Source organism: Massilia sp. UYP11, assembly GCF_050434805.1.
GTDB lineage: Bacteria > Pseudomonadota > Gammaproteobacteria > Burkholderiales > Burkholderiaceae_D > Telluria.
This window is the reverse complement of the sequence record NZ_JBNDJE010000001.1, coordinates 172,405-193,567: the sequence shown is the minus strand read 5'-3', so window position 1 is coordinate 193,567 and position 21,163 is coordinate 172,405. Positions and strand designations below refer to the sequence as shown.

At 63.8% G+C, this 21,163-nt stretch carries 20 protein-coding genes; 10 read left to right on the top strand and 10 right to left on the bottom strand.

The features are described from left to right. Nucleotides 1-13 precede the first annotated feature (13 nt). The 5 genes from ABIB38_RS00830 to ABIB38_RS00810 form a co-directional block, all read right to left on the bottom strand. Entirely contained in the window at nt 14-589 is a 576-nt protein-coding gene (locus tag ABIB38_RS00830; RefSeq protein ID WP_429200916.1) for a GNAT family N-acetyltransferase, read from the bottom strand. Next, the gene (locus ABIB38_RS00825; protein WP_429200914.1) at nt 586-1,719 is read right to left on the bottom strand and encodes an acyl-CoA dehydrogenase family protein; all 1,134 of its coding nucleotides are present in this window, start codon (nt 1,717-1,719) and stop codon (nt 586-588) included. The genes ABIB38_RS00830 and ABIB38_RS00825 overlap by 4 nt, the downstream gene beginning before the upstream one ends. Nucleotides 1,720-1,753: 34 nt before the next feature. Next, entirely contained in the window at nt 1,754-2,422 is a 669-nt protein-coding gene (locus tag ABIB38_RS00820; RefSeq protein WP_429200913.1) for an SDR family oxidoreductase, read from the bottom strand. 79 nt (nt 2,423-2,501) lie between these two features. Next, a complete protein-coding gene (locus ABIB38_RS00815) occupies nt 2,502-3,701 on the bottom strand; it encodes an acetyl-CoA C-acyltransferase (RefSeq protein ID WP_429200912.1) in 1,200 nt (399 codons plus the stop codon). Between the two features lie 62 nt (nt 3,702-3,763). Beyond that, nucleotides 3,764-4,948, bottom strand: coding sequence for an isovaleryl-CoA dehydrogenase (locus ABIB38_RS00810; RefSeq protein WP_429200911.1), 1,185 nt, complete (start codon nt 4,946-4,948; stop codon nt 3,764-3,766). A gap of 367 nt (nt 4,949-5,315) precedes the next feature. On the opposite strand from ABIB38_RS00810, the gene ABIB38_RS00805 reads away from it, so the two are divergent. Continuing rightward, the gene (locus ABIB38_RS00805) at nt 5,316-6,557 is read left to right on the top strand and encodes a hypothetical protein (RefSeq protein ID WP_429200909.1); all 1,242 of its coding nucleotides are present in this window, start codon (nt 5,316-5,318) and stop codon (nt 6,555-6,557) included. 406 nt (nt 6,558-6,963) lie between these two features. Here the strand turns inward: ABIB38_RS00805 and ABIB38_RS00800 are convergent, their stop codons facing one another. Next, nucleotides 6,964-7,368 (bottom strand): MerR family transcriptional regulator, encoded by a 405-nt coding sequence (locus tag ABIB38_RS00800; protein WP_429200908.1) that lies wholly within the window; start codon nt 7,366-7,368, stop codon nt 6,964-6,966. Between the two features lie 135 nt (nt 7,369-7,503). Here ABIB38_RS00800 and ABIB38_RS00795 point away from each other — a divergent pair, with 135 nt between their 5' ends. The 3 genes from ABIB38_RS00795 to ABIB38_RS00785 all read left to right on the top strand — a co-directional run bounded on the left by ABIB38_RS00795 (nt 7,504) and on the right by ABIB38_RS00785 (nt 9,547). Continuing rightward, on the top strand, nt 7,504-8,556 hold the full coding sequence (locus ABIB38_RS00795; RefSeq protein ID WP_429200906.1) for an MBL fold metallo-hydrolase: 1,053 nt from the start codon (nt 7,504-7,506) through the stop codon (nt 8,554-8,556). A 275-nt stretch (nt 8,557-8,831) separates the two neighbouring features. Then, nucleotides 8,832-9,248, top strand: coding sequence for a hypothetical protein (locus tag ABIB38_RS00790; RefSeq protein ID WP_429200904.1), 417 nt, complete (start codon nt 8,832-8,834; stop codon nt 9,246-9,248). A 128-nt stretch (nt 9,249-9,376) separates the two neighbouring features. Continuing rightward, on the top strand, nt 9,377-9,547 hold the full coding sequence (locus ABIB38_RS00785; RefSeq protein WP_005664342.1) for a hypothetical protein: 171 nt from the start codon (nt 9,377-9,379) through the stop codon (nt 9,545-9,547). Nucleotides 9,548-9,581: 34 nt separating this feature from the next. Here ABIB38_RS00785 and ABIB38_RS00780 read toward each other — a convergent pair whose 3' ends face one another. Further along, entirely contained in the window at nt 9,582-10,190 is a 609-nt protein-coding gene (locus tag ABIB38_RS00780; RefSeq protein ID WP_429200902.1) for a UbiX family flavin prenyltransferase, read from the bottom strand. A gap of 4 nt (nt 10,191-10,194) precedes the next feature. Then, complete coding sequence (gene grxD / locus ABIB38_RS00775) at nt 10,195-10,509, bottom strand: Grx4 family monothiol glutaredoxin (protein WP_429200900.1); 315 nt, start codon at nt 10,507-10,509, stop codon at nt 10,195-10,197. Nucleotides 10,510-10,680: 171 nt separating this feature from the next. On the opposite strand from grxD, the gene ABIB38_RS00770 reads away from it, so the two are divergent. Together ABIB38_RS00770 and ABIB38_RS00765 are read left to right on the top strand one after the other, a co-directional pair. Next, nucleotides 10,681-10,992 carry a hypothetical protein gene (locus tag ABIB38_RS00770; protein ID WP_429200898.1) on the top strand — a complete coding sequence of 104 codons (312 nt, stop codon included), beginning with the start codon at nt 10,681-10,683 and terminating at the stop codon, nt 10,990-10,992. A 61-nt stretch (nt 10,993-11,053) separates the two neighbouring features. Next, nucleotides 11,054-11,341, top strand: coding sequence for a hypothetical protein (locus ABIB38_RS00765; protein WP_429200897.1), 288 nt, complete (start codon nt 11,054-11,056; stop codon nt 11,339-11,341). Nucleotides 11,342-11,485: 144 nt separating this feature from the next. Here ABIB38_RS00765 and ABIB38_RS00760 read toward each other — a convergent pair whose 3' ends face one another. Continuing rightward, nucleotides 11,486-13,837: a Tex family protein gene (locus ABIB38_RS00760; protein ID WP_429200896.1), complete on the bottom strand. Its 2,352-nt coding sequence runs from the start codon at nt 13,835-13,837 to the stop codon at nt 11,486-11,488. Nucleotides 13,838-14,233: 396 nt separating this feature from the next. Between ABIB38_RS00760 and ABIB38_RS00755 the strand changes: the two genes are divergently transcribed. Then, complete coding sequence (locus ABIB38_RS00755; protein WP_429200894.1) at nt 14,234-17,347, top strand: DEAD/DEAH box helicase; 3,114 nt, start codon at nt 14,234-14,236, stop codon at nt 17,345-17,347. A gap of 91 nt (nt 17,348-17,438) precedes the next feature. Here the strand turns inward: ABIB38_RS00755 and ABIB38_RS00750 are convergent, their stop codons facing one another. Beyond that, complete coding sequence (locus ABIB38_RS00750) at nt 17,439-17,687, bottom strand: DUF3297 family protein (RefSeq protein ID WP_429200892.1); 249 nt, start codon at nt 17,685-17,687, stop codon at nt 17,439-17,441. Nucleotides 17,688-17,867: 180 nt separating this feature from the next. Here ABIB38_RS00750 and ABIB38_RS00745 point away from each other — a divergent pair, with 180 nt between their 5' ends. The 3 genes from ABIB38_RS00745 to ABIB38_RS00735 all read left to right on the top strand — a co-directional run bounded on the left by ABIB38_RS00745 (nt 17,868) and on the right by ABIB38_RS00735 (nt 20,934). After that, the gene (locus ABIB38_RS00745) at nt 17,868-18,998 is read left to right on the top strand and encodes a sensor histidine kinase (protein WP_429200890.1); all 1,131 of its coding nucleotides are present in this window, start codon (nt 17,868-17,870) and stop codon (nt 18,996-18,998) included. Between the two features lie 286 nt (nt 18,999-19,284). Next, on the top strand, nt 19,285-19,965 hold the full coding sequence (locus ABIB38_RS00740) for a response regulator transcription factor (RefSeq protein WP_429200889.1): 681 nt from the start codon (nt 19,285-19,287) through the stop codon (nt 19,963-19,965). 258 nt (nt 19,966-20,223) lie between these two features. After that, entirely contained in the window at nt 20,224-20,934 is a 711-nt protein-coding gene (locus tag ABIB38_RS00735) for a transposase (RefSeq protein ID WP_429200887.1), read from the top strand. The last annotated feature ends 229 nt before the right edge of the window (nt 20,935-21,163 follow it).

Genomic DNA, 21,163 nt, shown 5'->3' with positions numbered 1-21,163 from the left:
GAGCCGGTAGCGCTCACCGCGTCGGCGGCGCAGCCGCCAACCCTACGTGCCGGCTCATCATGACCGAGCCGTGCGACTCGCCATCGATGCGGTACAGGTCGGGCACGTCGCCCGTGACCACGAAGCCGGCGCGCTCATACAGCCGGCGCGCGGCGAGGTTGACTGACAGCACGTCGAGGTCGACCCATTCGAGCGGCGGCGTGGCGGCGGCCCAGGCCAGCGCCGTCTCGACGAGTTGCCGGCCCAGCCCAAAGCGCCGGTAGTCGCGGTGCACGCCCATGCCCAGCAGTGCTCGATGGCTCGAGGATGGATCGGGCCGCGCGCGCAGGTCGATGTGGCCCGCGATCGCGCCCAGCGTGTCGAGCGCGACCCACATGCGGCGCCAGCCCGGCTGGCCGAACGGCACCGCGAAGCTGGCCGCGAAGGCCGCCGCTTTCTCGGGCGGCACGCGCGACTGGAGGCGCGACAGTGGCTGGAACAGCGGCATGCCGGCGCGGCCATTTTCCTGCAGCTGGTCGTCGAGATACTGAAAAAGCTGCGCCAGCCGCTCCGGCGCCAGCGGCGCGATCTGGAGGAGGGGCAGGCTCACAGTGCGCGCGCGATCAGGATCTTCTGGATGTCGCTCGTGCCTTCATAGATCTGGCATACGCGCACGTCGCGGTAGATGCGCTCGACCGGGAAGTCGGCCACGTAGCCATAGCCGCCAAACACCTGCATCGCGCTCGACACGACGTTCTCGGCCATCTCGGAAGCGAACAGCTTGGCCATCGCCGCTTCCTTCAGGCACGGCAGGCCCGCATCCTTCATCGCGGCGGCGTGCAGGATCAGCTGGCGCGCGGCCTCGATCTTCATCGCCATCTCGGCCAGGCGGAACTGCACCGCCTGGTGCTCGAAGATCGGTTTGCCAAAGCTCTCGCGTTCTTTCGCATAGCCGAGCGCCGCCTCGTAGGCCGCGCGCGCCATGCCGACCGATTGCACGGCGATGCCGATGCGGCCGCCCTCCAGCCCGGACAGGGCGATCCTGTAGCCCATGCCTTCCTCGCCGATCAGGTTCTCCGCCGGGATGCGGCAATTGTCGAACACGATCTGCGCCGTGTCCGACGAGTGCTGGCCCATCTTCTGCTCGATGCCGGCCACGATGTAGCCGGGCGTATCGGTCGGCACCCAGAACGCGCTGATGCCCTTCTTGCCGGCTTCCTTGCTTGTTACGGCCATGACGATGGCCACGTCGCCATGCTTGCCGCTGGTGATGAACTGCTTGGCGCCGTTGATGACGTAGCCGGCGCCGTCCTGGTCACGTACTGCGGTGGTGCGCAGCGCCGCCGCATCGCTGCCGGTGTGCGGCTCGGTCAGGGCGAAGGCGCCCAGCAGTTCGCCCTGGGCCAGCGGCCGCAGCCAGCGCGCTTTCTGTTCCTCGTTCGCATACATCATGGCGATGCTGCACACGGGGCAGTTGTTGACCGAGATGATGGTCGAGGTGCCGCCGTCGCCGGCCGCGATTTCTTCGAGCACCAGCGCCAGCGCCACGTAGTCCAGGCCCGCGCCGCCATACTGCTCCGGCACCGCCACGCCGAACGCGCCCAGGGCCGCCAGTTCCTTCAGCTCCTCTTTCGGGAAATGGTGCTCGCGGTCCCAGCGCGCGGCGTTGGGGGCCAGGCGCTCCTGCGCGAAGCTGCGCAGGGCGTCGCGGATCATCTGGTGTTCTTCGCTCAGGATCATGGTGTCTCGTGGGTTTTTTATGTGTGGGGATGACTCACCAGGCGATGGCGGCGCCATCGTGGTTCAGGAAGCTGCCGTTGGCGCTGGCGTCCACCTTCGCCAGGGTGGCGCGCAGGTCGCGCACGCTGTGTTCGGGCGTCAGGCTGGCGCCCGAGCCGCCCATATCGGTCTGGACCCAGCCCGGATGGAAGGCGACGCAGGTGACGCCCTGCGCGCCATAGGTGATCGAAGCGTCCTTCAGCACGGAATTGAGCGCCGCCTTGCTGGCGCGGTACAAGGTGCCGTCTGTGCCGGAACGCTCGCCGATCGATCCCATGCGCGAGGACAGTACGGCCAGCTTGCCGCGCGTGTCGGCCAGCAGCGGGCCGATGATGGGGATCAGGCGCATTGCGGCCAGCACGTTGGTGTGCATGACGGCGTCGAATTCGGGGCCGGTCGGGAAGCTTCCGTGGTCCGGGCCGTAGACGCCCGCCACCAGCCAGGCGCTATCGATCTTTTCATCGTCCAGGCGCCAGCCGAGTGCGGCGATCGATTCGGCGCTCGTGACGTCCAGCTGGTGCGCCACCGCGCCCAGTTGAACCAGCGCGTCGCAGTCTTCCTGCTTGCGCGCGGTGGCGATCACGCGCCAGCCGTCCGCGCGGTACTGGCGAACCATTTCTTGCCCGATGCCGCGCGAGGCGCCGACGATCAATACGGTAGGCATGATGAACTCCTTGTGAACGGTTGAATTCTCAATGTTCGCATGGTTCGTTCATCATTGCCGTACACCCGGTCGAACGGGATTACACCAGCTCGATCGCCATCGCGGTGGCTTCGCCGCCGCCGATGCACAGCGAGGCCACGCCGCGCTTGCCGCCGCTGCGCTTGAGCGCGCCGAGCAGGGTGATGACGATGCGCGCGCCGGAGGCGCCGATAGGGTGGCCCAGCGCGCAGGCGCCGCCGTGGACGTTGACCTTGCTGTGCGGGATGTCGAGGTCGCGCATGGCGGCCATCGGCACCGCGGCAAAGGCTTCGTTGATCTCGAACAGGTCGACGTCGCCGGCGGTCCAGCCGGTCTTTTTAAAGAGCTTCTGCATCGCGCCGATCGGGGCGGTGGTGAACAGGTTCGGTTCCTGCGCGTGGGTGGCGTGGCCCAGCACGCGCGCGATCGGGGTCAGGCCCAGCTCTTTCGCCTTCGATTCGCGCATCATCACCAGCGCGGCGGCGCCGTCGTTGATCGACGACGACGAGGCGGCAGTCACGGTGCCGTCCTTCTTGAACGCGGGCTTGAGCGACGGGATCTTGTCGACCTTGGCCTTGAGCGGGCCTTCGTCCTTGTCGATCACGGTGTCGCCCGCGCGGCTGGTGACGGTGACCGGCGCGATTTCCCAGTCGAAGCCGCCCTCGAGGCTGGCGGCCTGGGCACGCTTGACCGAGGCGATCGCGAACGCGTCCTGCTCCTCGCGCGTGAATTGATAAGTGGCCACGCACTCTTCGGCGAAGGTGCCCATCGAGCGGCCTTCACCGGTCTTTTCGTTGCGCGAGTAGGCGTCTTCCAGGCCGTCGAGCATCATGTGGTCGAACATCGGCGCGTGGCCGATGCGGTAGCCGCCGCGCGCCTTCGGGATCAGGTAGGGCGCACCCGTCATCGACTCCATGCCGCCGGCGACCACGATGTCGGCGCTGCCGGCCACCAGCTGGTCGTGGGCGAAGATGGCGGCCTGCATCGCCGAACCGCACATCTTGGACAGCGTGACGGCGCCGGTCGACAGCGGCAGGCCGGCCTTGATCAGCGCCTGGCGCGCCGGGGCCTGGCCCTGGCCGGCCATCAGGCAGTTGCCGAAGTAGACGTGCTCGACCGCGTCAGGCGCGACGCCGGCGCGCTCGACCGCGGCCTTGATCGCCACCGCGCCGAGGTCGCTCGCGGTCTTGGAAGAAAAATCGCCCATGAAGGCGCCCATCGGGGTGCGCGCTGCGCCGACGATGACGACTGGATCATTCATTGTAAAGTCTCCAAAGTTGGAAGCTGTGAACCGTCATTCCCGCGCAGGCGGGAACCCAAGTATTACATCGTCTCGCCGAACAGCTCGCGGCCGATCAGCATGCGACGGATTTCGCTGGTGCCGGCGCCGATCTCGTACAGCTTGGCGTCGCGCCACAGGCGGCCGACCGGGTATTCATTGATGTAGCCGTTGCCGCCCAGGGCCTGGATCGCTTCGCCCGCCATCCAGGTGGCCTTCTCGGCGCTGTACAGGATGGCGCCGGCGGCGTCCTTGCGCAGGGCGCGCACCTGTTCCGGCGCGGTGGCGCGGTCGCAAGCCTGGCCCACGGCGTACACATAGGCGCGGCAAGCCATCATGGTCGAATACATGTCGGCGATCTTGCCCTGCATCAGTTGGAACTCACCGATCGCCTGGCCGAACTGCTTGCGGTCGTGGATGTACGGCACCACGACGTCCATGCAGGCCGCCATGATGCCCAGCGGACCGCCGGACAGCACGGTGCGTTCGAAATCGAGGCCCGACATCAGGACGTTGACGCCCTTGCCGACGCCGCCCAGTACGTTTTCCACAGGCACTTCGCAATCCTGGAACACCAGTTCGCCGGTGTGCGAGCCGCGCATGCCCAGCTTGTCCAGTTTCTGGGCGACCGAGAAACCCTTGAAGCCTTTTTCGATCAGGAAGGCGGTCATGCCGCGCGGGCCCGCCTCGGGGTCGGTCTTGGCGTACACCACCAGGGTATCGGCGTCGGGACCGTTGGTGATCCACATCTTGCTGCCGTTGAGCACGTAGCGATCGCCCTGGAGGTCGGCGCGCAGCTTCATGCTGACCACGTCGGAACCGGCGTTCGGCTCGGACATCGCCAGCGCGCCGACGTGCTCGCCCGAGATCAGCTTGGGCAGGTATTTGCGCTTCTGTTCCGCATTGCCGTTGCGCTTGATCTGGTTGACGCACAGGTTCGAGTGGGCGCCGTAGGACAAGCCGACCGAGGCCGAAGCGCGCGAGATTTCTTCCATGGCCACGATGTGGGCCAGGTATCCCATATTGGCGCCGCCGTACTCCTCGCCGACGGTGATGCCCAGCAGGCCCAGTTCGCCCATCTTCTTCCACAAGTCCATCGGGAACTGGTCGCTGCGGTCGATTTCAGACGCGCGCGGCGCGATTTCGCTTGCCGCGAATTGTTGAACCGCTTCGCGCAGCGCGGCGATGTCGTCGCCATGGTCAAAGGTCAAGCCTGGGAGATGCAGCATGTCGTCCTCACGGTGAACGGTGGTTGGGCAGAGTGGGGCAGCCAGTGAACGAATATCATACTCGCCTGTTACGTTAACGTAAACGTAAAGTGAGGCCACTGTGGCGACCTCATGGTTTAGTGAGCGAACCAGCCCGCATGATGGAGCCATTGTTGACAGGAACGACAACAACTTAAGTCGGTGAGAATGAACTAGCGGGAACTGGGTAAAGCAGGGAATAAAAATTCTAAGATCTCTAAAAAGCATAAAGTCAGGTGCCCGGCTTGATATGTATTAAATGTTGTATTTGCATCATAAGCTAAGCATCAAGCTACCTTTATTGTTATTCTTAAAAAACAATTAAAATGATGTGGCTAGGGGATAACAAATGAAGAATTGTTATTTGGCAATCATTTTGTGTTTCTTGTTTGCTGGTTTTTCTCGTCCTTCCCATGCGCAGCAGATCGTCGGTGAATGTTTGCAAGGGGATGGAAAGATCTTTGGCGTCTATCAAAATTTTTTTGTACAACAAAAGTTTTTCCCAGCAAACCAAGGTCAGGGTTATCGCGATCCTTCCGGCCAGGCCTTCATGCGGTTTCCCTCGGTGAGCAGTATCGCGGTCTGGGTGACCTGGGACATGAACATGATCCAGATCGACCAGATGGGGTGGCATGTCATCGGAAAATGCCAGATGAATCCACAATTTGTGCAGAGTATGGCGATCGTCACCTTCCCGATGCCGCAGCAATATAATGCGGTGGTTTTCGAATCACCGGGCACGAATGGGATGACAAGATCGGCAACGATCCCGGCAAATTTCTTGATTCAAGAAATCACGTTTGTCAAACCGCTCGTTCCCCAGTTGTCGGCAGCACAGGAATGCCAGTCCTATGTGAGCCAGGGAAATCACAACGGATTCATGGATTGCATGGCGCCGAAAATGATGGGGAGCCGCGAACATGGCTACTACGATTGCATGCGCCGGCATGGCGGTAACCAGGATGAACTTGCCTTGTGCATGCTCGGCAGATCAATGGGCCAGAACGAGAGGGCGGCCCTGAATGCTGCAGAGGCTTGTTATCGGCAATACGGCACGGCCTGGCAACAATACCCCGCTTGCGCCTTGCAGAACAATCTGCCGTTCGATGAACGGACGGCGCGCGCCATCCAGTGTCTTGAGAAGAGCGCCGGTGGCAACGGAATAGATTATCTGGGAATGGGGGTGTGCTATGCCGGGCCTGATTTAATGAAAGGCATGAATCAGGAGTCCTTGATAGCAATGCAATGTGCCATGGCTAGTGGTGGTGATCCGATGACGTTTGCTACCTGCACTGGTGGACAGCTCGCCACGAATGAGCTGAACAAGTGTTTTACGCACGGCATCGGTGGAAATGGCTGTTTTGGTGATGGGAATACATTGGTCAGCACTGCTCGGAATATTGGAAATGAAATCGGACAGCATTTTGGCCAGAACAGTGCGGCAGTCCAGGCTTGGAATGCCATGACCACCATGCCTGGGCCGAATAACGAAGCGGTCAAGATTGTTAATCATTCGGTGCGTGAAATGGAAAAGGCAGGCAAGAATATTGGGAGGGAAGTCAAGAAAATTCTGCCACGTATAAGATTCTGATGTTACATAGCAGGAGGCAAACCATGAAAGCGCTATTGATGATATTGTTGCTGTCAACTCATGCAAGCTTTGCGTCCGCCAATACAGTGCATTATGAGCTGAAGGTCTGGCAGAGCAATAATCAGAATCTCAAGAGTATCGGAAAGTACGCTACTCTGGGGCAATGCCGTACGGCGCTCGCCGAATTTCGGAAAGCCAATTCGGGATGGGCTGGAGGGTGCTTCAATATTTAGCCGACCTATCGATCGGCCCTCGACGTCGGTCCTGATACCGATATTGATTCCATCCGCACGGCGCTCATGGCCATGCGGGTTGGAATTGTTCGTTCTCCGACAGCTGACTTGATCGACCACTTCTGATCAGCCGAATCACTGCAGGTCTTCCTGCCAACATGGCCAGGCGAATGTCACGCCGTGTCGCGCGCCGTCTCGTCCTCGGAGAGCAGGCGACGGCATTCTTCCTCGTGGGCCGAGATTTCTTCCAGCGCCATGTCGATGTCGGCGCGCTGCTGTTCCAAGGTCAGGCGCTGCTGGGCCAGCACGCCCAGGAAGCGGTTGATCTGGGCCACCGTGTCCCTTGGGGACTCATACATGTCGACGATGCTCTTAATTTCGGACAATGTCAGGCCCAGGCGCTTGCCGCGCAGGGTCAGTTTCAGGCGGGTGCGGTCGCGCGGGGTGTACACGCGGTTGCGTCCGCCCACGCCTTCGCGCATGGGGCTGAGCAGGCCCTGGTCTTCATAAAAACGGATCGCCCTTGCGGTGATGTCGAATTCGCGCGCCAGTTCGGCGATGGTATAGGTAGTGGGCATGAGTTTTCAGGCGGTTGGGAAACGTTTGCGGGAATCGCTTAGAATCGCAAAACGATACCGTGATTGCCGTTTACGTTAACTGACAGTGTCGCCACATTGTAGCGCGGTCTCCGACCCCGAAAACGAAAGATTGCCATGAATGCCCTTGAAGCCCAGCTGGATTATCCGTTTGGCGACGCCATCCCCGTACCCGGCGCCGTGCACGACGTCATGCCGGGCCTGCGCTGGGCGCGCATGCCGTTGCCGTTTGCGCTGGACCATGTCAATGTGTGGCTGCTGGAAGACGAACTCGAGGAGCGACGCGGCTGGAGTCTGGTCGATACCGGCGCCGGTACCGACGCCACCCGCGCCGCCTGGGAGCAGGTGGTGGCGCAGGGCCTGGAAGACCGGCCGCTGCTGCGCCTGATCGCGACGCATTGCCATCCCGACCACGTCGGCCTGTCCGGCTGGCTGTGCGCGCGGTTTGCGGCGCCGTTCTGGACCACCACCGGCGAGTTCGGCTTCATGCGCATGATGGCGGCGGCGCTGCCCGGCGTGGACGGACCGTCGGCCGTGCCCCATTTCGAGCGCCACGGCCTGGTCGATGCGGCGCTGCTGGACCAGATGCGCAGCCGCCGCAATTACTATCCTTCGCTGGTGCCGGCGGTACCGCAAGCCTATACCCGGCTGCAGGATGGGCAGCTCGTCACGATCGGCGGCCAGGCCTGGCGCGTGATCACCGGCTTCGGTCACTCCCCGGAACACGCCTCGCTCTACTGCGCGGCGCTGAACGTGCTGGTCTCGGGCGATATGGTGTTGCCGCGGATCTCGACCAATGTCTCGGTATTCGCCGTCGAGCCCGAAGGCAATCCGCTTCAGCTCTATCTCGATTCGCTGTCGAAGTTCGCCGGCCTGCCCGAAGACGTGCTGGTGCTGCCGTCGCACGGCAAGCCCTTCCGCGGTCTGCATACCCGCATCGCCCAGCTGCGCGACCACCACGCGGCGCGCCTGGATGAGGTGATCGCGGCCTGCGCCACGCCATGCTCGGCGACCGACATCGTGCCGGTCATGTTCCGGCGGCCGCTCGATGCGCACCAGCTCAGCTTCGCGCTGGGCGAGGCGCTGGCCCACCTGCACATGCTCTGGTACGGCGGCCGCCTGCGCCGCATGACCGGTGACGACGGCGTGGTGAGATTTCAGGAAATCTAACATCCAATTTGTCACGGGCGGATACAATTTTTTTGGCATGCGCATTCCCGAGGAACGGTCTAACCAATGGTGCGTAGATTGATTCTTTCGCATCGTAGAAAATTTTGTAAAAATCCTACTTTGCGGGATTGCTGTTGGGTATTAGTTGCACGAAGCGTAAAAACTATTAAAAAACCACATCATTGTTACATTTTGGTTGTATGATTTGGACCTTTGGCTTCTCATCCACAGGGAGACGAAGCCGCCCGTCCAAGTCTCAATAACCCAGTATCACGATGAATTCAACGAATGAACGGGAGAGCTTCAGCGAGCGACTGCAGCAGGCCCTGAAGAACGCACACTACTCGCCTGACAGCCCGACCCGCCTGGCACGAGAATTTAATATTCGCTTCGAAGGCCGTCCGATCACGGTCCACGCGGCCCGCAAATGGCTGGTAGGTGAAGCCATTCCCACCCAGGAAAAGTTGCGCATGATCGCCCAGTGGCTGGGCGTGCCTGCCGACTGGCTGCGCTTCGGCGGCGCCGAGCAGGCCGCGAGCCTTGACGCCGCCAACGGCGGCGCCCGGTTCGAATCGGCCGACGTCAAGCTCATTGCCGACCTGCAGCGCCTGGATGAACACCATCGCCAGCTGGCGCGCGAGTTCATCCGCATGCTGGTGCGCATGAACCACCAGAAAGCGGAAGCGAAGTAAGCCGGCTTGCCCGGGGCTTGCACTTTTCGTCATGCCGTGCCGCACAAACGGCCGCAGCTGGGTCATAATCTGTTCAGGTGGCAGCCTGTTCGCCACCGCCCCCAGGTCCACCCAGGAGCAGCTGACGCATGCGAAACAACTACGCCAATACCGCCCAGCTCAAGGATTTGATGACGGCGCCGCCCATGACGGCAGCGCGTCATGCCGAGGTCATGCGAGAGCGCAATGCCCGGCGACGAATGCTTGAAGAGGCGCGCGAGTTGAAGAAGTCCCAGGACAAGTACGACGACAAACGCTGAACGCGGGGAGCCGGCCGGACGCTGGCGCCGCCATTCAGGCGTCTTGTTCGCCCTTCATGCCACCCCAGCGGGCGGCCTGGGCATTTTCTATCCCTAACAAATCCACGACACGGTCCACCGTGTGCTCGACCATGTCCGCGATCGTCGCCGGCCGGTGGTAGAAGCTGGGCAGGGGAGGAAAGACGATCCCGCCCATTTCGGTCACGGCCGTCATATTGCGCAAGTGGGCCAGGTTGAAGGGCGTTTCGCGCACCATCAGGATCAGGCGCCGGCGTTCCTTGAGGATCACGTCGGCCGCGCGTGTCACAAGGTTGTCAGAAAAACCATGGGCGACCGCTGCCAGCGTTTTCATCGAACAGGGGGCGATCACCATGCCGTCGGTCTGGAACGAGCCGCTGGCGATCGAGGCGCCGACGTCGCGGTTGCGATGGACGACGTGGGCCAGTGCTTCGGCGTCGCGCCGCTGCAGGCCGAGTTCCTGGTGCAGGGTGAGAGAGGCGGCGTCGGAAACGACCAGGTGGGTCTCGACGCCCGGGGTGGCGTGCAGCCGCCGCAGCAGCTGCACGCCATAGGCCGCGCCGGTTGCGCCGGTGATGGCGACAACGATCCGGCGCTCGCCGCCGCGGCGGAGACCTTCCGCCATGGGATCAGCCGTTTTTCAGCAGGGCCTGCAGTTCGCCCGATTCGTACATCTCGTTCATGATGTCGGTGCCGCCGATGAACTCGCCCTTCACGTACAGCTGAGGAACGGTCGGCCAGTTCGAGTAGTCCTTGATGCCCTGGCGCACTTCGGCGTCGTCCAGCACATTGACGGTGGCAACGTTGTCAATGCCGCAGGCTTTCAGGATCTGGATGGCGCGGCCCGAGAAGCCGCACTGCGGGAACTGGGCGGTGCCCTTCATGAACAGCACGACCGGGGTGGAGGTCACGGTTTCTTTGATCCAGGTTTGCACGTCGCTCATTTGATTCTGCCTTTGAAGAAAAGGAATAAGTAGATGGCGACATTCTATAACGACTTGGCCGACAAAGTTGGCCAAGTCGCCCCCACGCAGGTGGGGGGGCAGGTTCGCATCGCCGTCGGCCGCTGGTGGACTGCGGTATCATCGATCAGTTCAAGATTATCAAGAAACACGATGAAGACGTTTGCTACCTTGCCGCCAGTGGCCATGTGGGTGTTCGCGGCCGTGCTCGGGCTGCCTGCCTTGTTCGATATCGCCAGCGCCCTCGCGCGCGGCTGGTTCGCCGGCATGTTCTTCGCGCTCGGGCCCCTGATGATGGCGCTGTACCTGGCCTGGTGCGCCTGGCAGCGCCGCGCCGGCCGCACGGCGCTGCTGGAGTCGCCGCGTGTCGCCCTGATCGGCTACATCTGCTTCGGCGCTTTTGTCGGCAGCTTCCTGGTGAAGATCATGACCCAGGGCGCGACCCTGAAACTGCCCGGGATGTAACGGTATGCAGCCGGCATTGCGGTATGATCGCCTGGTTTGTCATTCGATTATTGGAGTAACGATGCAGCAACCCCGCCCGCGCGTACCGTCGCCGAACATGAACTTCGTGATCGCCGCCCTGCTGGGCATTCCCGGCCTGCTGAACATCTATGGCGGCATCACGCGCTCCAGCGTGGGCGACATCCTGTCCGGCGCGGCGGCCCTGGTGTATGCCGTGTTGCTGGTGCGCGACGCCATCCACATCAGGAAGACCGGCCTGCCGGCCATCCCGCAGGCGCGCATGCTCCTGATCGGCTTCGGCTGCCTGACGGTCTACCTGATCGGCATGTTCATGAAGCACAGCGGATAAACGAGACAACGGGCCAGCGGCGCGATGTCGTAGCGTAGGCGGCTGTGCCGTCCACGCATTCAAATCACGCAGGCGTGGCGGCAGAGCGGATCGAGGTCGAACGCGTGGGCGGGAAGCCCGCCCACCTTACGATGAAGCTGCCAGCTATTTGCGCAGCTTGGCGAAGGCGTCCGCCATCGCATTGTTGGACGGCGGCGCCGACCGTTCCTGGCGCTGATGCTGGACCACGCGCTTGGCATCGACGCGGTCGCCGCGCTGCTCCGGCCGCGAACCGGCCTGCGGCGCGCTGTCCGACAGGCGCATGGTCAGCGCGATGCGCTTGCGCTTGGGGTCCACTTCCAGCACCTTGACCTTGACCACCTGGCCGGCCTTGACCACCGTGTGCGGATCCTTCACGAAGGTGTTCGACAGCGCCGAAATGTGCACGAGCCCATCCTGGTGCACGCCGATGTCCACAAAGGCGCCGAAGGCCGCGACGTTGGTCACGACGCCTTCCAGGATCATGTCCGGACGCAGGTCCGAGATTTCTTCCACGCCTTCCTTGAAGGTGGCGGTGGTGAATTCCGGACGCGGGTCGCGGCCCGGCTTTTCCAGCTCCTTCAGGATGTCGCTGACGGTCGGCACGCCGAACTTCTCGTCGGCGTACTTCGACGGATTCAAGCCCTTGAGCAGCGCGGCGTCGCCGATCACCGCCTTCATGTCGCGCTTGACGTCGGCCAGGATCTTCTCGACCACCGGATACGATTCCGGGTGCACCGCCGACGCATCCAGCGGATTGGCGCCGTCCACGATGCGCAGGAAGCCCGCCGCCTGCTCGAAGGTCTTGTCGCCCAGCCGCGGCACTTTTTTCAGCGCGGCGCGCGAGGCAAAAGCGCCGTTGGCGTCGCGGTAGGCCACGATGCCCTGGGCCACCGTGCTCGACAGGCCCGACACCCGCGCCAGCAGCGGCGCCGAGGCAGTGTTCACGTCCACGCCCACGGCGTTCACGCAGTCCTCGACCACCGCGTCGAGCGAGCGCGCGAGCTGGGTCTGCGACACGTCGTGCTGGTACTGGCCGACGCCGATCGACTTCGGATCGATCTTGACCAGTTCGGCCAGCGGATCCTGCAGGCGGCGCGCGATCGAGACCGCGCCGCGCAGCGACACGTCCATGTCGGGCAGCTCGCGCGAGGCGAACTCCGAGGCCGAATACACCGAAGCCCCCGCTTCCGACACCACGATCTTCTGGAGCTTGAGTTCCTGATGTTGCTTGATCAGGTCTTGCGCCAGCTTGTCGGTCTCGCGCGAGCCGGTGCCGTTGCCGATCGAGATCAGCGACACCTTGTGCTTCGCCGCCAGCTGGCCCAGCGTGTGCAGCGCGCCATGCCAGTCGTTGCGCGGCTGGTGCGGATAGACGGTGGCGGTATCGAGCACCTTGCCGGTGGCGTCGACCACGGCCACTTTCACGCCGGTGCGCAGGCCCGGATCGAGGCCCATGGTGGCGCGCTGGCCGGCCGGCGCCGCCAGCAGCAGGGCTTTCAGGTTGCGCGCGAAGACGCCGATCGCGTCGAGTTCCGCCCTGTCGCGCAGGGCGCCCATCAACTCCGTATCCAGGTGCATGAAGCTTTTCACGCGCCAGGTCCAGCGCGCGGTGTCCTGCAGCCACTTGTCGCTTGGCCTGCCCTGCGCCTTGATGCCGAAGCGCGCCGCGATGCGGCCCTCGCACGGGTTCAGCGGCGCGTCCCACTTCGGCTTCTCGGGTTCCGAATCCAGGCGCAGGCTCACGTCCAGCACGCCCTCGCGGCGGCCGCGCAGCAGGGCCAGCGCGCGGTGCGACGGCACGGCGCTCAGGGGCTCGTTGTAATCGAAGTAGTCGGCGAACTTCTCGCCCTCGTCTTCCTTGCCGGCGACGACCTTTGATTCGACCACGCCATGCTCGACCACGTACTCGCGCAGCGACTGCAGCAGCTCGGCATCCTCGGCGAAGCGCTCCATCAGGATCTGGCGCGCGCCGTCCAGGGCGGCCTTGGCGTCCGGCACGCCGGGGTTGGCGCCGCCGTCCGGATTCGTGAACGCCTCGCGCAGGTAGCCGCTCGCGGCTTGTTCCGGGTTCAGGGTCGGGTCGGCCAGCAGCGCTTCCGCCAGCGGCGCCAGGCCAGCCTCGATCGCGATCTGGGCCTTGGTGCGGCGCTTCTGCTTGTAGGGCAGGTACAGGTCTTCGAGCCGGGTTTTGTCTTCCGCCATGGCGATGGCCTGCATCAGCTCGGGCGTCATCTTGTTCTGTTCGGTGATCGACGCGACGATCGCGGCGCGCCGGTCTTCGAGCTCGCGCAGGTAGCGCAGGCGTTCTTCGAGCAGGCGCAGCTGGATGTCGTCGAGACCGCCCGTGGCTTCCTTGCGATAGCGGGCGATGAAGGGCACGGTGGCGCCTTCGTCGAGCAAGGCGATGGCGGCGGCCACCTGGGCCGGGCGGGCGGCGAGTTCTTGGGCGAGGCGTTGTTCGATGGAGGGCAGCATGGATCGTGAATCGTTGTATCGAAGGTGGGGGAAGCGCTGATTCATTCTGGCGGCGGTCTTGGCACGGAAAAAAGACGCCCTGCTGCGTTGTAAATCCTCGCCATACCACGCGGTATGGCTGTGGTTTACGCCTTGCCGGGCGCCTTTTTCCGTCGCCAATCCCATCCGCCAGAATAAATCAGCGCTTCCCAAGCGGCCAATGATACGCGCTCATCGACGATGCGCCAGTCTTGACAGCGCCACACGAACATGAGAGAACAACCGGTTGACATGTAAGCGTGCGCTTTGCGCACGGATGAGATTTGTCCACTACGTGCGATTCCGAACAAAACGGAAGTGTCCGTATGCGAGATAATGCCGTTTATTGCCTTTTTTGATACGAAGCCACGAGACCCAATGACCACAGTCGATTATCTTCGCGAGAAAGCCAGCGACGCACCTCCGGCCCGCGCTCCCGCACGTTCCCCGGCCCTTCCGGCGCCGGTGGTGAGCTGGCTGCAGCGGGTCGAGGCCGCGGCCCACCCCCAGCCGAAGCTGACCGACGAAGTCGTTGACCCCAAGGCCGCGCAATACAAGTTCGTCTATGTCATGGCGCCCACCAGCGGCGGCCGCCACGTCGCGCTGTGCCTGTGCAAGGCGCGCCTGCGCCCGAACGGCGACGTGGCCGCGGCCAGCCCGGTCAGCGAAGTGTTTTCGCTCCTGTCGGCGCCGCCCAGCTATCTCGAAGGCGACGACGTCGACCTGGTGCGCTTCTTCATCGCCATGCGCAGCGGCTCGGCCCAGGGCACCAGCGCCACCGAACCCAAGGGCAAGGTGGGCGCGATCCTGCTGCAGATGCTGCTCGAGCAGGGCAAGCTGCTGTGGGCGAACTCGTGGTCCGACATGGCCAGCGGCCTGGTGTATCCGCTGCAGGGCGGCCCGACCCGCCTGGCCAGCCTGGCCTGGCGCGACGAAGGCCGCGTGTCCAAGCTCGGATGGTCGGTCGAGCCGGTCGGCGGCGCCGCCACCCACAGCGCGGCCGACCAGATCGACTACATGCTGCCGACCGATCCGCCGTGGTACATCGACAACCTGTCCTGCGGGCCGCTCGAACTCAATCGCGGCGGCATCGACATCTCGCTGGCCGAACTGCAGGCCCTGGTGGCGCAAGCCCCGGCCCTGACCGGCACCGACAAGAAGCGCGTCTCGCAGCTGCTGCTGGCCCACGGCCTGCAGCAGCTGATGCCATTGCCGCAGCCGCTCACCCAGCGCCTGAGGAATGACGTCAAGCCGATTCCGCACCTGCTGCTCGATGCCGTCCAGCTGGCCGACGGCAACGTCACGCGCTGGCAGGACTTCGCCGTGCTGGCCTTCGACTACGACGGCCAGCGCGTCTCGTTCGACCCGTCGCAGCGCGTGGTGCGCCAGATCGGCGACGTCACCGAAATCATCGAGCGCGATCCGAAGGCCGAAAGCGACGCCCTCGATAAACTGGGCGAGATCGGTTTTCGCAAGCCGGCCACCGCCCCGTTCAACGCCATGGCCGGTGCGCTGCAGCTCGACAGCCAGGCGCACTGGCTGCGCTTTGCCGAGAACGACGTCGACGCGCTGTCCGACGCCGGCTGGCATCTGCAGAAATCGAACAAGTACCGCTACGACGTGGTCCCGGTCGAAGACTGGTATGCCGACATCGACGAGCCGGCCGAGGCAGGCAATGCCTGGTTCGAGCTGGAGCTGGGCATCGTGGTGGCGAAGAAGCGCGTGCCGCTGCTGCCGGTGCTGGTGCAGCTGATCCGCGGCGCGCCGCTCGAATTCGACCCAAGCGTGCTGGCCGCCCACCAGGAGGCCGACCAGATGCTGGCCGTCCTGCCCGACGGTGTGCGCGTGGCGCTGCCATGGGCCCGCCTCAAGCCGATCCTCGCCACCTTGGGCGAGCTGTACTTCAACGACAAGATCAAGGGCAAGCTGCGCCTGTCGACCCTGGATGCGGCGCGCCTCGAAGAACTGGCGCGCGGCGTCGAGCTGCGCTGGACCGGCGGCGAGCGCCTGCGCGAGACCGGCCGCAAGCTGAGCCAGTTCGGGGCGGTCAAGAAGGTCGAGGCCCCTGCCGGCCTGCAGGCCACCTTGCGCGACTACCAGCTCGACGGCCTGTCGTGGATGCAGTTCCTGCGCGAGTACGACCTGGGCGGCATCCTGGCCGACGACATGGGTCTTGGTAAAACCGTGCAGACACTGGCGCACATCCTCACCGAGAAGGAAGCCGGCCGCCTCACCAGCCCGGCCCTGGTGATCGCCCCGACCAGCCTGATGACCAACTGGTTCGACGAAGCCGCGCGCTTCGCGCCGAGCCTCAAGGTGCTGCTCCTGCAGGGCAAGGAGCGCATGGACCTGTTCGGCCAGATCGACGACGCCGACATCGTCCTGACCACCTATGCGCTGCTGCCGCGCGACGAAGAAGAACTGCGCAAGCACCACTACCACCTGGTGATCCTCGACGAATCGCACTACATCAAGAACACCCGCTCCAAGGCGGCGCAGACGGCCGGCTCGCTCGACGCCCGCCATCGCCTGTGCCTGTCGGGCACGCCGCTCGAGAACCACCTGGGAGAGCTGTGGTCGCAGTTCCACTTCCTGCTCCCTGGCCTGCTGGGCGACGAAAAGACCTTCAACACGCAGTTCCGCCATCCGATCGAACGCCAGGATGACCCGGTGCGCCGCACCCTGCTCAATCGCCGCATCCGGCCTTTCCTGCTGCGCCGTACCAAGGACCATGTGGCCAAGGAGCTGCCGGAGAAAACCGAGATGGTGCGCCGCATCGAGTTGTCCGGGCCGCAGCGCGACCTGTACGAGACGGTGCGCCTGGCGATGGACAAGAAGGTGCGCGACGAGATCGACCGCAAGGGCGTGGCGCGCAGCCAGATCGTCATCCTCGAGGCGCTGCTCAAGCTGCGCCAGGTCTGCTGCGATCCGCGCCTGGTCAAGTCGATGCCGTCCAAGAAGAACACGGCCGCCGTGTCGGCCAAGCTGCTGGACCTGATGCAGATGGTCGAAGACCTGCTGGGCGAGGGCCGCAAGATCCTGGTGTTCTCGCAGTTCACCAGCATGCTCGGCCTGATCGAGGAAGAACTCGACGCGCGCAACATCCCGTACGCGATCCTGACCGGCGAGACGCGCGACCGCTCGGCCCAGGTGGCGGCCTTCCAGCAGGGCGCGGTGCCGATCTTCCTGATCAGCCTGAAAGCCGGCGGCGTCGGGCTCAACCTGACCGCGGCCGACACCGTGATCCACTACGACCCGTGGTGGAACCCGGCGGCCGAGAATCAGGCGACCGACCGCGCCTGGCGCATCGGGCAAGACAAGCCCGTGTTCGTGTACAAGCTGATCGCGAAAGGCACGCTGGAAGAAAAAATCCAGCTGCTGCAGCAGAAGAAGTCGGAACTGGCGCAGTCGATCCTGTCCGAAGGCGAATCGCAGAAGATGGCGCTGACGCAGGAAGACCTGCAGGCGATCTTCGCGCCGCTGGACGATTGAGTGGGTTGGGTGGGGCCGCGCTCGCTGGCGTGAGCGTGGCCCGGAAAGAATGCACGCGGCGCAAGGCCGCGTGCAGCGCCGTCAAGACGGCTTATTTGTAGAAGGCTTCGACCTTGCCCTTGAGCTTGATGAGCATCGGCTTGCCGCGGCGGTCGAGCGTCTTGCCGGCGGCAACCTTGATCCAGCCTTCGCTGAGACAATATTCCTCGACGTCGTAGCGATCCTTGTCGTTGAAGCGGATGCCGATTTCGTGCTGGAACACGTCACGGTTGTGGAAAGGGCTGCTCGGATCGATCGACAGCCGGTCTGGGAGCGGGGGGAGGGTTGCGGTATCGTTCATGGTGCGCGAATTATCCCTCAACTCGCCGGGACATGGCGCATTTCTTTGTACGGGCCGCTTGTGGCCGGGGCTCGCGCGAATCAGGCGCGCCATCGAGAGATATTCCGAAAACATTGTTTCGTGGCTGTATACTTGGTGTCAAACCTGACATCCTTGTCAGCTGGTTAAGAAAGACCCCCGATGAAGTCCAGCCCCCATGCCGCCGCCCCGTCACCAGGCTCCTCACCCGTCACGGGCCGCCTCGATGACGATGCGCTGCCGGCCGCCCAGTTCCGCGCGATCGCCGAACTGGGCGGCGACGTGGCCTTCGCCATCGCGCTGCCGGCGCGCCGCCTCGTGTATCTGAGCCCCGCCTTCGGCGCGCTGAGCGGCTTTGACCGCGCGGCGCTGCAGCGTGCGCTCGACGGCGAGGGCGTGTCGCCCCTGGCGCCGCTCGCGGCCTGGCTGCGCGAGGCGGCCGGCGGCGAGCCCGGCGCGCGCAGCCGGCGCGAATTCGACCTGTTCGACGCCGAAGGCCGGCCGCTGGCGCTGGACGGCCTGGCCACGGTGTTGGCCGATGCCGTGGCCGATGCGGCGGCCGGCCCTGCCCCGACCCTGGTCGGCCTGCTGCGCGACCTGTCGGCGCAGCGCGCCCATCAAAGCGAGCAGAAGCGTTTTGCCAGCATGCTCAACCACGAATTCCGCACCCCGCTGGCCACGATCGACGGCGCCATCCAGCGCCTCGAGGCGACCTCGAGCCACGCCGACGAGCCCACGCGCACGCGCTACCGCAAGATCGGCGCCGCGGTCGATCGCCTGATCGGGATGCTCGACGAATACCTGTCTCCGGACCGCATGGCCGCGCTCGGCCGCGCGCGCCAGCCGAACACGATCACCGTGAACGGCCTGGTCGACAGCGGCGCCACCCAGATCCGCGCGGCCGGCCGCGAAGCCGTGCTGCGGCTGGAGGAACTGCCACTGACCCTGCGCGGGGAGCCGGAAGGCCTGCGGCTGGCGCTCAAGGTCTTGATCGACAATGCGCTGGCGTTTTCGCCGCCGTCGGCGCCCGTAATCCTGCGTGTGCGGCGCAGCGGCGGCGGGGTCGAGCTGGCGGTGCTCGACGGCGGCGCCGGCGTGCCGCCGCAAGACGCGCTGCGGGTCTTCGACAAAGGCTACCGCGGCCGCAACGCCGCCGGCCTGGCCGGCAGCGGCCTCGGCCTGTACATGGCGCGCTCGATCGTCGAGGTGCATGGCGGAGTGCTGAGCCTGGCGCCGGGGGAGGAAGGCGCGGGCGCCGAGTTCCGCCTGTGGATGCCTGCCTTGGGCCTGTAGGGAGGCTGATCCAGTCTTGGCGGCGGTTCGGCACATGAAAACGTCCTGCCGCGTTGCACATCCTCGCCAACCACGCGCGGTATGGCTGAGGTGGATGCGCGACCGGCGAGGCCTTGCCGGCCGCTTTTTTCTGTGCCAATCCCTTTCGCCACAATACATCGGTGCCTCAGTAGAGGAACAACTCCTTGCTTCAGACCGCCTCAGCAACGATAATCGGACCGCGACCCGGCAAGGATAACGCTACCATTGGTATCATTGTCGAGTGATTGAACGATATGGCCAGGGAATGACGCAGATACTGATTGTTGAAGACAATGGCGAGTACGCCGACGACATGGCCGAGTTCCTGAAGGAGCTCGACCATGAAGTGACGATCGCCAGGACCGCCAGCGAAATGTGGGCGGCGTTGACGCGCACCCCGGCCGCGGTGGTCGTGCTCGACCTCGGCTTGCCGGATGAGGACGGGTTCAACGTCATTCCGCGCATGCGCCAGCTGTATCCCGAGATCGGCCTGCTGGTGCTGACGGGCCGGGTGGCGTTCGACCACCGCATCCTGGGCCTGCGCCTGGGCGCCGACCATTATTTGACCAAGCCGATCAAGTTCCCCGAACTGGCGGCCCACATCGAAGCCCTGGACCGCCGGGTGCGTCCGCCCGATCCGGTCCCGACGCCGAGCAAGTGGATCCTGCGCGTGAGTGCGCGCCAACTCGAGCTGATGGGCAAGGTCGTCGACCTGACCGAAAAAGAGTGCAATTTCCTGCACCTGTTGACGATCAACACCCGTCCGGTGCCGCGCCATGTGATCGTGGCCGGCATGGGCGGCGAAGATCCGGACGCCAGCCGCCGGGTCGACATGCTGGTCTACCGCCTGCGCAAGAAAGCCCGATCCGGCCTCGGCCAGGACCTCCCCCTGCGCAGCGCCTACGGCGAAGGCTACAGCCTCTCCGCCGGCTTCACCCTCTCATAATAATTAGGGTCAGAGTAGAATTATTGGCCAATAGCCGCTCGGACAATTAGGGTCAGAGTAGAATTATTGGCCAATATCTTTGGCAACCTTGCCCTTTTCACCCAAATTCTCGCAAAATTGCTCGGCTTCTGTTGCCCCTGGCTTATGTGTCAATTAAATAGGGACAGAGTCAGCGTGTTTTTGCCGCCGCTTGCGATTAATGAGGGACAGAGTCGTTTTCTATTGTAGAATCCCCTGCTCAACATTTGAGCAAACGTCATGGCACGCCAACCCCGACTCATCGTTCCCGAGCAGCCGCACCACGTCATCCAGCGCGGCAATAACCGCCAGGTGATCTTTCGCGAAGAAGCCGACTATCAGTGCTTCCTGGTGTGGCTCAAGGAAGGCGCCAGGTTCTACGACGTGGCGATCCACACCTACGTGTTGATGCCGAACCACCTGCACCTGCTGGCCACGCCCAGCGACGCCACCGGCCTGGCGCTGATGATGCAGAAGGTAGGCCGGCTGTATGTCCCCTGGTTCAATCACAAGTACGAGCGCAGCGGCGGCCTGTTCGAAGGGCGTTTTCGTACCTCGCTGATCGATTCGGACCGCTATTTCATGACCTGCAGCCGCTATATCGAGCTCAATCCGGTGCGCGCGCAACTCACCGCGGCCCCCGAGGACTATCCCTGGTCCAGCTACGCCCACCACGCCGGCATCCGCACCGACACCCTGGTCGCCGACCATCCGCTGTTCTGGGCGCTGGGTAACACGCCGTTCCAGCGCGAGGCGGCCTATATCGACATGGTCCGGCAAGGCCTCAGCACGGAAGAGGTCGATTTCATCACGGCGGCGATCCTCAAGAACCAACCGCTCGGCTCGCTCTCCTTCAAGGCCGAACTCGAGCATAAAACCCAGCGCCAGATCTTGCCGGCCAAGCGCGGACGCCCGTTCAACCCGCCATTACCGCCGCTTTCGGCAGCCTGAAGCATATAATTCTTGACACAAGGGCACGGTTATTCGTGCCCTTTTTTGCGAAAAAATCCCTGTAATATCATAGGCTTAGGTGGCAGGAGCCTGATTATGAACAACCTCGATTGACTCTGTCCCCAATTAATCGGCCAGTGAAAAAGTTGTCAAACAATTCGACTCTGACCCTAATTATTCTGGTTGACGGGGTATTTTGCAGTGCACTATTCTCCTCGTTCGATCCGTA